This is a genomic window from Pseudomonas emilianonis (assembly GCF_023072625.1).
Lineage (GTDB): Bacteria > Pseudomonadota > Gammaproteobacteria > Pseudomonadales > Pseudomonadaceae > Aquipseudomonas > Aquipseudomonas paraveronii.
On the sequence record NZ_JAKNRV010000015.1, the window covers coordinates 23,906 to 35,117 of the forward strand.

An 11,212-nucleotide genomic window follows, 5' to 3' on the forward strand; every position below is an offset into this window, starting at 1 on the left:
GGCGGGTTTTTTCATTTGTGCCCCTCAACTGGAGTAAATGATGAGCCAAGTCACTGTGCGTTCCGTGGTCTATCAGATTGATGGCCAGTCTTATGAAAGCCGCCTGGCCTTCGATGCCAGCCAAACCGGTCCGCTGCCGGGCCTGCTGATGGCGCCGAACTGGATGGGGGTGAGTGCGGGTGCCGAAGAGATCGCCAAGCGCGTCGCCAGCAAAGGCTACGTGGTACTGATCGCCGACCTTTACGGGCAAACCGTGCGCCCGTCGAATAACGATGAAGCCGGTGCGGCAATGATGCCGTTGAAGAACGACCGCCCCTTGTTGAACACGCGCATGCAGGCGGCCTTTGAGCAACTGCAAGGCCAGACCGAAGCTGCGGTGGACACATCCAAATTGGCCACCTTCGGTTTCTGCTTTGGCGGTTGCTGCTCGCTGGAGCTGGCGCGCACCGGCGCACCGTTGAAGGCGGCGGTTTCGTTCCACGGCACCCTCGACACGCCAAACCCGGCGGATGCGAAAAACATCAAGGGTTCGGTGTTGGTGTTGCATGGCGCCTCCGACCCGCTGGTGCCGAAAGAGCAACTGCCGGCGTTCGAAGATGAGATGAACGCGGCCGGTGTGGATTGGCAGCTGCTGAGCTATGGCGGTGCGGTGCATTCCTTCACCGACCCGCAGGCCAATGTGCCGGGCATGATGATGTACGACGCGAAGACCGCTGCGCGGGCGTTCCAGTCGATGCATAACTTGTTGGATGAAGTGTTCAAGGGCTAAGTCTCTAGCGTCTGTCCTGGCCTCATCGTGAGCAAGCCCGCTCCCACATTCGACCGCATAACGCGGTTAAATGTGGGCGCAGGCTTGCTCGCGAATGCTATCTCACAGGCAACTCAATTCTTTCAGTTTCACCGGGAACCGTCGGCCAATCCCCCGCCGCCCAACGCTGCCTGGCCTGCTCGATCACGGTCGGATCGCTCGCCACAAAATTCCAGTTGATCCGGCGTGGCCCATCCAGTGGCGCGCCGCCGAACACCATCAGGTGACAATCGGTCTCGGCAGACAGAGTCATCTCCTGTTCGCTCGGCAACACCACCAGGCTGTGTACCTCAAGCGGTTCACCGTCTAACTGCACGTCACCCTCCAGCACGTACACCGCGCGTTCCTCATGCTCGTCGGGGATCAGCAGGGTGGTGGCCGTCTGCATCTGCACGTCGGCATACAGCGTGGGCGACAGGACCGGCACCGGTGATTTGAGGCAGAAGCCATTGCCCGCGATCAGGCGGATCTGCACGCCCAGGTTGTCACTGGCCGGCAAGCTAGCCGCCGGATGGTGGCTGTAGTGCCCTGGCCCGGTCTCGTGGTCCTTGGGTGAGGCGAGCCACACTTGCAGCCCGTGCAGGCTGAACCCCTTGGCCTTGAGTGCCTCGGGCGTACGTTCGACGTGGGCAATCGCGCTGCCGGCAGTCATCCAGCTCACGTCGCCGGTCTCCACCAACTGGTCCGAACCGAGGCTGTCCTTGTGCTGCAAGGCGCCTTCAAACAGGTAGGTGAGGGTCGACAGGCCGATATGCGGGTGCTGGCGGATATTCATACCGCTGCCCGGCGCATAGCGGGTCGGCAGCATATGGTCGAAAAACACGAACGGCCCGACGCTGCGACATTCCCGCGATGGCAGCGGGCGCAGGATGGGCTGGCCTTCGACATCTTCGAGGCGAGGGCGGATCACGGTGAGGGTGGTCATGGTGCGTCCCAGTCTGAGCGGGTTGGAGAGCCCTGAGCATAACCCGCTCGACCGGAGGTTGCCGCTACTGGCTGAAGGCACCTTCCGCCAATTTTGTCTCGATGCTCACCTCGGCGGTGGTCATCAGTTTGTGTATCGGGCAACGGTCGGCGATGCGGTGCAGCTCGTCGCGTTGCTGATCGGTGAGCACGCCCTTGAGCGTCAGTTTGACGTTGAGCACGTACTTGCCCTTTTGCTCTTCGCTGGCGTCGTGGGTGACTTCCACAGTTACGCCGGTCAGCGGGATGCCTTTTTTCTGCGCATACAGCTTCAGGGTCAGGGCCTTGCATGACGCCAGGGCCGCATCGAAATAGTCATGTGGCGAGGGGGCGGAGTCGTCACCGCCGAGGCTTTTGGGCAGGTCGGTGAACAACTCGTGGTTATCGATGTTGAGGCTATGGCGGAAGTTGTCGGCATTCAGGGTGTTGACGGTAACAGGCATGGCGAACCTCACAAGCGTGGCAGGAAGAAAGTCATGCAGTTATAGAACATGCTGGCACTCAGGCGTTCCAGGATTTTTTCCAGGAAGCTGCGGGCATGATTCCCAGCATTCGCGAGCTTCAGGCGCTCGCGCAGAACGAGCAGGAAATCATTCAGGTCAAAAACAGCCTGCAGCATCGTGCTGTCGCTGGGGCGGTCGCTGAGAGCCGCCCAGAACGTCGTCGGTGGCGATCTGGCCGGCGAGATCAGCCCGAGTGGCCGGGATGAGGCGGCGCGTCTACAACAAGCGCTCAAGGGCATGCAGGAAAACCTTCGCGATACCCTGCGGCGCATTTCCGAATCATCCAGCCCGCTCGCGTCGGCCCCCGAAGAGCTCAGTTGCGTGATCGAAGACGCCACCCGCGGGTTGCACCGGCAGCGCCAGTAAATCGAACAGATGATCGGCGGGATTCAGCAAAAATCCATAAAAAAACCCCGAACCAGTCGGGGCTTTTTCATGTGATCAACCTGCGGGGCTTACTTGCCCTGCCAGCGTTTCAGCACCAGGGTGGCGTTAGTGCCACCGAAGCCGAAGCTGTTGCTCATCACGGTGTCGATTTTTACGTTTTCAACGGTCTTGGTCAGGATCGGCATATCGGCGACGACCGGATCGATCTCTTCGATATTAGCCGAGCCAGCCATGAAGTTGCCTTCCATCATCAGCAGGCAGTAGATCGTTTCGTGAACGCCTGCGGCCCCCAGGGAGTGACCGGACAGGCTCTTGGTGGAGCTGATGGCGGGTGCCTTGTCGCCGAATACCGCGCGCACGCCTTCCATTTCCTTGGCGTCGCCGACCGGAGTCGAGGTGCCGTGGGTGTTCAGGTAGTCGATCGGGGTATCCACGGTGGACAAGGCCATCTGCATGCAGCGGATGGCGCCTTCACCGCTTGGCGCAACCATGTCGTAGCCGTCGGAAGTAGCGCCGTAGCCGACGATTTCCGCGTAGATCTTCGCACCACGGGCCAGGGCATGTTCCAGCTCCTCGACCACCACCATGCCGCCGCCGCCGGCGATGACGAAACCGTCACGCTTGGCGTCGTAGGCGCGGGAGGCCTTTTCCGGGGTGTCGTTGTACTGGGTGGACAGGGCGCCCATGGCGTCGAACAGGAACGACTGGCTCCAATGTTCTTCTTCACCACCGCCAGCGAACACGATGTCCTGCTTGCCCAGCTGGATCTGCTCAACCGCGTTACCGATGCAGTGAGCACTGGTGGCGCAAGCGGAAGAGATCGAGTAGTTCACGCCCTTGATCTGGAACGGCGTGGCCAGGCAGGCGGAAACGGTGCTGCCCATGGTCCGCGTGACACGGTACGGGCCAACGCGCTTCACGCCTTTCTCGCGCAGGATGTCCAGCGCTTCCATCTGGTTCAGGGTGGACGCGCCGCCGGAGCCGGCGATCAGGCCGGTACGCACGTTCGAGACCTGATCGTGGCTCAGGCCGGAATCGGCGATGGCGTCCTTCATGGCCAGGTAGGCGTAGGCGGCAGCGTGGCCGACGAAGCGGTAGATCTTGCGATCTATCAATTCTTCGAGGGGCAGGTCGATGGAGCCGGAAACCTGGCTACGCAGACCCATTTCGGCATATTCCGGGTTGAAGCGGATGCCAGGGCGACTTGCACGCAGGTTAGCGGTGACGGTCTCTTTGTCATTGCCCAGGCAAGAAACGATGCCCAGACCAGTGATAACGACGCGGCGCATGCGGATAACCCTTAAAAGTTTTCAGTGGAAGTGAATACGCCGACCCGAAGGCCTTCGGCAGTATAGATCTCGCGACCGTCGACAGTCACCGAACCGTCGGCGATAGCCAGGTTCAGCTTGCCCTTGAGGACGCGCTTGATTTGAATGTTGTAGGTGACTTTCTTGGCGCTTGGCAGAACCTGGCCAAAGAACTTCACTTCGCCCGAACCCAGGGCGCGACCGCGACCCGGCAAGCCTTGCCAGCCGAGGTAGAAGCCGACCAGTTGCCACATGGCGTCGAGGCCCAGGCAGCCCGGCATGACAGGGTCACCTTCAAAATGGCAGGCAAAGAACCACAGGTCCGGAGTGATATCCAGCTCGGCGACCAATTCACCTTTGCCGTACTTGCCACCCTCTTCGCTGATATGGGTGATGCGATCCACCATCAGCATGTTCGGGGCGGGCAGTTGCGCGTTACCTGGGCCGAACAGCTCACCGCGACTGCAGCGCAGCAGGTCTTCCCGAGTAAAGGCGTTTTGTTTGGTCATGCGAGCTCCTCAATAATCCCATGCGGCAGGGTAGGGCAAATCTTCCCGATACCGACGACGCGTTCATGCCTCATATCGGCAGCCTACACATAGACTATTGCGTTGTAGTGAAAGTCACAGCGTCAAGGCACTCAATGTACACTTGTTCACTGAAATTATAAACCGGGCCTATTTAGCGGTCCGTTCGGGTGCCTAAGACTGCCGCACTTTCGTCTTTCACGCCAGTCGCAGTTGGCTAATGGCGTGGCGCTATTGCACCCAGCGCTGCAGGATTTGCTGCAAATCCGTGCGTTTGAACGGCTTGGCCAGGTAATCGTTCATTCCGGCGGCCAGGCAGAGTTCGCGGTCACCCTGCAAGGCGTTGGCGGTGAGGGCGATGATCGGCAGGTCGGCGCAGCCCGGCAGTTGGCGAATCTGTCGGGTGGCTTCGTAGCCGTCGATCAGCGGTAACCGGCAGTCCATCAGGATCGCGGTGAAAATCAGGCTCTCGGCGCTGCGGATCGCCTCGGCGCCGTCGGTGGCCAGGCTCACTTCAAAACCCAGGCTGCGCAGCATGGCTTCGACCACGGTACGGTTGACCGGGTTGTCTTCCACCAGCAACACATGCCGGCCATTGCCCGCGCTGGCTTTGCCTTCGGCGTTGGCGGCAATGGCCGGCACGCTGTGCTGGTCGATGGCCAGCGGGATTTCCAGGGTGAACACCGAACCACGGCCTTCTTCGCTCTGCGCGCGCAGGGTACCGCCCATGCGTTCGGCCAGGGTCCGGGCGATGGGCAGGCCCAGGCCGGTGCCGCCGTAACGTCTTGAAATGGAACTGTCGGCCTGCTGGAAGGCATCGAACATCAGTTCCAGGCGCTCGGCGGAAATACCAATGCCGCTGTCGCGCACGGTGCAGGTGAACCACACCAGTTCATGGTCGAGGGGTTGCCAATGGGGCTCGACGCTGACGCTGCCGTGCTCGGTAAACTTGAGCGCGTTGCCGATCAGGTTCACCAGAATCTGGCGGATACGCGTCGGGTCGCCCTTCACGCGCAACGTGTCCAGGCCCTGCGGGATCGGCAATTCGAGGCTCAGCCCGCGCTGCTGGGCGCTGTGCTGGAAGGCCTGGGCGCAGCTGTTGATCAGGTCCGCGAGGTTGAACGGAATGTGTTCCAGCTCCAGGGCCGCGCGTTCGATGCGCGAGAAGTCGAGGATGTCATTGATGACCTTGAGCAAATGTTCCGTGGACTCGGAGGCCAGCGCCGCATATTCGGTCTGCTCTTCGGTCATCTCGGTGGTTTCCAGCAGTTGCAGCATGCCCAGCACACCGTTCATCGGCGTGCGCAACTCGTGGCTCATCATCGCCAGGAAATCCGACTTGGCGTTGTTCGCCCGCTCGGCTTCCTCGCGGGTCTGGATCAACTGGGCCATGGCCTGCTGCTGTTCGCGGCTGGCCTGGTTGAGGCCTTCGGCAAGGTTGTTGATGTGTCGCGAGAGGTCGCCGAGCTCCGAGTCATCGACAATCGGCAGCGGGGTCTTGTAGTCGCCTTGCTGGATCGCCTTGACCGCATGGCCCATGGCGCTGATCGGCTGCGACAGGCTGGCGGCCAGGCGCCGCGCGAGCAGGAAGGTAAACAGCAGGGCGAACAGCGCGAGCACGCCGGCCTTGAACAGAATCTCCTGCTGGCGCTGGCTGAAGGCATCGTTGGACATACCGACGATCACCCGGCCCAGGTAGTCGGCACGTGGCGCCTTGGGTTCGTTGAGGTTGTCCTGGAAAAAGTCATTGCCCAGTTGGATATGTTGCAGGCGGATCGGTGCCTGGAACACTTTGACCGACAGCGAGCGGTCGTGATTTTCCGAGGGTTGCTCGACGTACACCAGGATGTTCTCGGCGCTGTCCTGAATCTCCAGAAAACGCACATGGGGCGTGGCCAGCGTCGCGCGCAGTAGGCTGTCGAGCACGTCGTTGTTGCCGGAGATCACCCCATATTCGGTGGCCGGTGCCAATTGGTTGGCGATCAGTTGGCCGGTGTGGTCCAGTTCCTGGCGCAGGTCCTGGATGCGCACGAAGGTGAAGAAGCTGATCAACAGCAACGTCAGTAACAGTGCCGGGCCCAGGGTGATGAGCTGGGTGCGGGTGTTGATGTCCCAACGACGACGCAAGGTCATGGGCGTTTTTCTCCTTCGGCCAGGCGGGCGGCGACGTTGGCTTCGTCGACCTGTTCGATGCCCAGTGAGCGTGCGACTTGCGGGTTGCCCATGACTTTGAAGTGTTCCGGGTACAACGTGCGCGGCCAGCCAGCGGGCGGGTGATCGAGCAGGCGGTCGAGCACGGCCAGCCAGTTGGTCTGGTCGCTGTAGGTGCTGGCCAGGCTGCCGGCCTTGACGAACCCGGCATTGGGCCCCACCAGCGGCAGTTGCCGGGCGTAACTGCTCAGCAGCAGGTTCTTCGCGGTTTTCGGGTTGTATAGCTGCGGGTCGTCAAGGCCGAGCAGCACATCGCTGTTTCTGAACAAATGCAGCAGTGGGCGGCTGTCGTTAGTGTCGTCCCAGCGTTGGGGCACGATCTCCAGGCCCCTCGGCGCGGCGTACTGGCGCAACTCGCGGAGCAGGAATTCACTGTCGGCGCCGTAGAGCACGCCGATGCGCCTGGCCTGGGGCAGGATTGTGGCGATCAGCCGCAATTGGCGCTCCAGCGGCGGGTCACTCCACAGCAGGCTGATTTTGGCCGGTACGCCCTGGCCCAGGCGCTGGCGGGCCTGCAGGCGGCTGATGCGCAACACCAGGGTCCACGGGCCCTGGGCGTCCTGCAGGCGCCAGTCGAGGCTGGGCAGGTCCAGCAGGATCAGGCGCGTACTGGCGGGTAATTGGCTTGGGGCGGGTAGGCCGGTGAGCGGCGTGAAGGTCACGTGGTCGTCGGGGCGCTGCAGGGCAAGCGCCTGGACGAATGCCTGCACCCCGGCGCCGTCTTCGGCGGCGGTCAGCAGGATATCGGCGCTCCAGGCCGGTACGCTCAGCAGTAGGCACAGCAGCAGCAGGCAGCGCTGCCAGCGTCTGGGGGGAGAGAGGAGGGTCGTCCGTGACTGATCGCCCATGTCAGAACTCTAACTCCGCGCTGAAGTAGAGCACTTGGCGATGGTCGTAGTTGTTGTCGGCCCAGGTGGTGGGCTGGTCATCCAGGCGTTGTTGCAACATGCCGGCCAGCTCCACGTTGGCTTTGCCCAAGGCGATGCGCTTGGCGACGCGCAGGTCGACCCGTTCGAAGCGATAGCGGTTAAGGGCGTCGTCGCCATAGTAGAACAAGGCGCTGGACCAGCCTTGCCCCCATTCGCGCAGCCAGCCGGCCGAACCGCTGTTGCGTGCAGTTTGCGCCTTGTCCAGCGGGTTGGTGGAGCTGGCGTCGACGTAAGCATAGGTCAGCCGCAGGCGGTCGGCGTTGCTCATGCGCCAGTCGAATTGGGATTCCGCGCCGGTAAAGCGCGAGCTGTTGGCGTTGCTGGCAATGTACTGATTATTGCGCAGCGGCGAGCTGATCATGTCGGTGATTTCGTCGTAGAACAATTTCACGTCCATGTTCAGCCCGATGTCGGCAAAAAAGCCGTTATAGCCCAATTCGCGGGATTTCATCAGCTCTTTATCGAGGTTGCCCGGGCCGCGTGTTGCGACGAAGTACTGCCCGGAATTCTGTCCGTAGGCCGGCGAGCTGAGGTTGGTGACACGGTAGCTCCAGTTGACGTTGTTCTCGAACATGTCCGGCGAGCGGATCGCTTCGGAGTACACCGCGCGCAGGCCGTGGCGCGGGTTGATCAGGTAGTTGACCGCCACCCGCGGCGTCAGCGAGTTGCCGCTCAGGTGGGTGTCTTCGTACATGGTGCCGCCCTGCAGCAACCAATGCTCGCTGGCGCGCCATTCAAGCTGGCCGAACAGGCGCCAGGTGATGTCATCCAGGGTGCCGTTGAAATAGGTGTCGGAGTCGGCGCGGTCATAGCGATAGTTCATACCGCTGACCAGGCGCAGGCTGTCGGACAGGCTCAGGGTGTCCTGGACCTCCAGGTCGTAGCGGCTTTCGCGGGTGCTTTGGTCGATGTCGCCGCACACGCTCTGGCTGGCGCCGTTGCGCCATTGGTCCAGCACTTGGTTGCCCAGTGCTTGTTCGTCGGCACTGCCGGGGGGCGCAACACCTTGGCTGTAGGTGTCCATGTGCCGGGCCAATCGCTCGGCGTAATTGGGGTTGAGCTGCCACAGTCGGGTCAGTTCCGGGCTGAACGACACCTTGGCGTCACAGGCTTTCCAGATCTGCCGGCGGTCCCATTGCTGGGCGGAGCCCTGGATATACAGGCTGTGTTCGGGATTGAAATCGAAATTCCAACGCAGGGAACCGGCATAGTCTTTGGCGGCAACGTCGGAATTGTTGCCGCCTTCGGTAACCCCCGCGAATATTGGCACGTAGGTATAAGGACGCTGATTGGTCCCTTCCTTGGCATTCAGTTGCCAGTCGATGCTCTGTTGCGCGTTCAGGGTCTGGCTCACCGCCAGACTGAAGCGGTTGAGACGCCGACCGTCACGGCGGTCGGCGCCCACCGCGTCGTTGTCAAAGCCATCATCCTGCTGCCCGGACATGGACAGGCGCAGGTCGCCGGTTTCCCAGCCCACGCCCTGGCTGGCATAAAAATCATTGATCCCGCGCTCGCCGCGTACCACTTTTATCCTTGAACCGTGGCTGTTAGCCGGTGAGCGCGTGAGGATATTCACCACCGCCATCAACGCGTTGGCGCCGTAGCTGACGGTGTTGGGCCCGCGAAACACTTCGATCCGCTCGATGTCTTCCATGGCCACCGGAATATCACTCCAGTCCACCGTAGCCAGGCCGGCGCGGTAAACCGAGCGGCCATCGATCAAAACCTGCATGCGTCGCGCATCACTGGCACTGGTGCCGTGGTAGTTCACCGCCGCCTGATTGCCGCTGGTGTAGCCGACCATCATGCCCGGCACCAGCCGCAGCAACTCGGCGATGTCCCGTGCACCGCTGGCCTTGATCAGTTCGCTGTCGATCACGGTCATGCTGCCGGGCACGGCGGCGGCCGATTGTTTGAGGCGTGTGGCGGTCAGCACCTGCGGCAGCGGTTGGTTGTCGAGGAACAGGTCGTCGGCGAGCGCCGCGCCGCTGCACAGCAACATCAACCACAGAGATGAACGGGGAGGAGGGCCCAAATACACGACACGGCCTTGATAATTACGAATAGCCGACCATGTTAACCGAGGCTGGGCCATTTGCCAGTCGTTGCCCTTGCAATTCCCCCGCGCCGGTATGGCATTTTCCGACAGGCATGTGAATTGATACGAGGGCTGGCCGCAAGCGGGGGGCTCCGTATAATGCTGCCATCGCCACTGGTATGGATTAACGGATTGCATATGACTGAACAGCGCCCTATTGCGGTCCTGGGAGGCGGAAGTTTTGGTACCGCCGTGGCTAACCTGCTGGCTGAGAACGGTCATCCGGTGCGCCAGTGGATGCGCGATCCCGAACAGGCCGAGGCCATTCGCGTCCATCGAGAAAACCCGCGCTACCTTAAAGGCATCAAGATTCATCCGGCGGTCGAGCCGGTCACCGACTTGCAGGCGACCCTGGAGGCCTGCGAGCTATGTTTCGTCGCGCTGCCTTCCAGTGCCTTGCGCTCGGTGCTCGCGCCCCACGCCGAACGCCTGGCGGGCAAGCTGCTGGTCAGTTTGACCAAGGGCATCGAGGCGCACACCTTTAAGCTGATGAGCGAAATCCTCGCAGAGATCGCCCCGCAGGCGCGCATCGGCGTGCTGTCCGGGCCGAATCTGGCGCGGGAAGTGGCCGAACATGCACTGACCGCCACTGTGATCGCCAGTGAAGACGAAGCACTGTGCGAGCGGGTACAGGCCGTGCTGCATGGCCGTACCTTTCGCGTGTACGCCAGTGGCGATCGCTTCGGCGTCGAGCTGGGCGGTGCGCTGAAAAACGTCTACGCGATCATTGCCGGCATGGCGGTGGCGTTGGGCATGGGCGAGAACACCAAGAGCATGCTGATCACCCGTGCCTTGGCAGAAATGACCCGCTTTGCGGTGAATCAGGGCGCAAACCCGATGACCTTCCTGGGGTTGGCGGGCGTGGGCGACCTGATCGTCACCTGCTCGTCGCCGAAAAGCCGCAACTATCAGGTCGGTTTTGCCCTCGGCCAGGGCTTGAGCCTGGAAGACGCGGTGACGCGCCTGGGCGAAGTGGCCGAGGGGGTCAATACCCTCAAGGTGCTCAAGGCCAAGTCCCAGGAAGCGGGTGTGTACATGCCGCTGGTCGCCGGGCTGCATGCGATCCTGTTTGAAGGGCGCACCCTGAACCAGGTCATCGAATTGCTGATGCGCGCCGAGCCAAAAACCGATGTCGACTTTATTTCCACCAGTGGTTTCAACTGAGGAACGCGTCATGAACGATCCGAAAGCAGCCCCCAAGTACGAGTCCATTGTCCTGCGCATCCTGTGGATGCTGGTGTTTGCCCTGGTGTGGCAAGTGGCGCAGTTCCTGCTCGGTGCGCTGGTGGTGGTGCAACTGATTTACCGGCTGGTCTACGGCGCGCCGAACCTGGGCCTGATGAATTTTGGCGACAGCCTGAGCCAGTTCCTCGCGCAGATCGGCCGCTTCGGCAGTTTTCACACTGAGCAAAAGCCTTGGCCATTCGCCGACTGGCCGACGCCGCGTGCGCCGGACGGCGAAGCCGCCCACAGCGTGCC

The 11,212-nt window shown here is 61.8% G+C and carries 11 protein-coding genes and 1 pseudogene; 4 read left to right on the forward strand and 8 right to left on the reverse strand.

The window, feature by feature from the left end; all coding sequences use genetic code 11:
• Nucleotides 1-40 precede the first annotated feature (40 nt).
• Nucleotides 41-769 carry a dienelactone hydrolase family protein gene (locus L9Z73_RS03680; protein WP_247396469.1) on the forward strand — a complete coding sequence of 243 codons (729 nt, stop codon included), beginning with the start codon at nt 41-43 and terminating at the stop codon, nt 767-769.
• 97 nt (nt 770-866) lie between these two features.
• Here the strand turns inward: L9Z73_RS03680 and L9Z73_RS03685 are convergent, their stop codons facing one another.
• The 3 genes from L9Z73_RS03685 to L9Z73_RS03695 all read right to left on the reverse strand — a co-directional run bounded on the left by L9Z73_RS03685 (nt 867) and on the right by L9Z73_RS03695 (nt 2,390).
• Complete coding sequence (locus L9Z73_RS03685; protein ID WP_247396470.1) at nt 867-1,733, reverse strand: pirin family protein; 867 nt, start codon at nt 1,731-1,733, stop codon at nt 867-869.
• Between the two features lie 64 nt (nt 1,734-1,797).
• Complete coding sequence (locus L9Z73_RS03690; RefSeq protein WP_247396471.1) at nt 1,798-2,214, reverse strand: OsmC family protein; 417 nt, start codon at nt 2,212-2,214, stop codon at nt 1,798-1,800.
• A gap of 8 nt (nt 2,215-2,222) precedes the next feature.
• Nucleotides 2,223-2,390, reverse strand: coding sequence for a hypothetical protein (locus L9Z73_RS03695; RefSeq protein ID WP_247396472.1), 168 nt, complete (start codon nt 2,388-2,390; stop codon nt 2,223-2,225).
• On the opposite strand from L9Z73_RS03695, the pseudogene L9Z73_RS03700 reads away from it, so the two are divergent.
• Nucleotides 2,386-2,637: pseudogene (locus L9Z73_RS03700) on the forward strand (HAMP domain-containing protein); the annotation flags it as partial. The gene L9Z73_RS03695 and the pseudogene L9Z73_RS03700 sit on opposite strands and share 5 nt — an antisense overlap.
• 92 nt (nt 2,638-2,729) lie before the next feature.
• Here L9Z73_RS03700 and fabB read toward each other — a convergent pair.
• From fabB to L9Z73_RS03725, 5 genes are all read right to left on the reverse strand, one after another.
• A complete protein-coding gene (gene fabB, locus L9Z73_RS03705) occupies nt 2,730-3,950 on the reverse strand; it encodes a beta-ketoacyl-ACP synthase I (RefSeq protein ID WP_247396473.1) in 1,221 nt (406 codons plus the stop codon).
• 11 nt (nt 3,951-3,961) lie between these two features.
• The gene (gene fabA / locus L9Z73_RS03710) at nt 3,962-4,477 is read right to left on the reverse strand and encodes a 3-hydroxyacyl-[acyl-carrier-protein] dehydratase FabA (protein ID WP_247396474.1); all 516 of its coding nucleotides are present in this window, start codon (nt 4,475-4,477) and stop codon (nt 3,962-3,964) included.
• 249 nt (nt 4,478-4,726) lie between these two features.
• The gene (locus tag L9Z73_RS03715) at nt 4,727-6,628 is read right to left on the reverse strand and encodes an ATP-binding protein (RefSeq protein ID WP_247396475.1); all 1,902 of its coding nucleotides are present in this window, start codon (nt 6,626-6,628) and stop codon (nt 4,727-4,729) included.
• Nucleotides 6,625-7,554 (reverse strand): ABC transporter substrate-binding protein, encoded by a 930-nt coding sequence (locus L9Z73_RS03720; protein WP_247396478.1) that lies wholly within the window; start codon nt 7,552-7,554, stop codon nt 6,625-6,627. Before L9Z73_RS03720 ends, L9Z73_RS03715 begins: the two co-directional genes overlap by 4 nt.
• Nucleotide 7,555: 1 nt before the next feature.
• Nucleotides 7,556-9,676, reverse strand: a complete 2,121-nt coding sequence (locus L9Z73_RS03725) for a TonB-dependent receptor plug domain-containing protein (RefSeq protein WP_345894151.1) — start codon at nt 9,674-9,676, stop codon at nt 7,556-7,558.
• A gap of 195 nt (nt 9,677-9,871) precedes the next feature.
• On the opposite strand from L9Z73_RS03725, the gene L9Z73_RS03730 reads away from it, so the two are divergent.
• Both L9Z73_RS03730 and L9Z73_RS03735 read left to right on the forward strand, forming a co-directional pair.
• Nucleotides 9,872-10,897, forward strand: a complete 1,026-nt coding sequence (locus L9Z73_RS03730) for an NAD(P)H-dependent glycerol-3-phosphate dehydrogenase (protein WP_247396483.1) — start codon at nt 9,872-9,874, stop codon at nt 10,895-10,897.
• A 10-nt stretch (nt 10,898-10,907) separates the two neighbouring features.
• Nucleotides 10,908-11,212: DUF4389 domain-containing protein (locus tag L9Z73_RS03735; RefSeq protein ID WP_247396486.1), on the forward strand; the 305-nt coding region annotated here is incomplete at its 3' end.

What these genes read in the sequence shown, in the direction of transcription:
- L9Z73_RS03680 (WP_247396469.1), top strand. Translation starts at nt 41, where the DNA reads ATGAGCCAAGTCACTGTGCGTTCCGTGGTCTATCAGATTGATGGCCAG.
- L9Z73_RS03685 (WP_247396470.1), bottom strand. Translation starts at nt 1,733, where the DNA reads ATGACCACCCTCACCGTGATCCGCCCTCGCCTCGAAGATGTCGAAGGC.
- L9Z73_RS03690 (WP_247396471.1), bottom strand. Translation starts at nt 2,214, where the DNA reads ATGCCTGTTACCGTCAACACCCTGAATGCCGACAACTTCCGCCATAGC.
- L9Z73_RS03695 (WP_247396472.1), bottom strand. Translation starts at nt 2,390, where the DNA reads ATGCTGCAGGCTGTTTTTGACCTGAATGATTTCCTGCTCGTTCTGCGC.
- fabB (WP_247396473.1), bottom strand. Translation starts at nt 3,950, where the DNA reads ATGCGCCGCGTCGTTATCACTGGTCTGGGCATCGTTTCTTGCCTGGGC.
- fabA (WP_247396474.1), bottom strand. Translation starts at nt 4,477, where the DNA reads ATGACCAAACAAAACGCCTTTACTCGGGAAGACCTGCTGCGCTGCAGT.
- L9Z73_RS03715 (WP_247396475.1), bottom strand. Translation starts at nt 6,628, where the DNA reads ATGACCTTGCGTCGTCGTTGGGACATCAACACCCGCACCCAGCTCATC.
- L9Z73_RS03720 (WP_247396478.1), bottom strand. Translation starts at nt 7,554, where the DNA reads ATGGGCGATCAGTCACGGACGACCCTCCTCTCTCCCCCCAGACGCTGG.
- L9Z73_RS03730 (WP_247396483.1), top strand. Translation starts at nt 9,872, where the DNA reads ATGACTGAACAGCGCCCTATTGCGGTCCTGGGAGGCGGAAGTTTTGGT.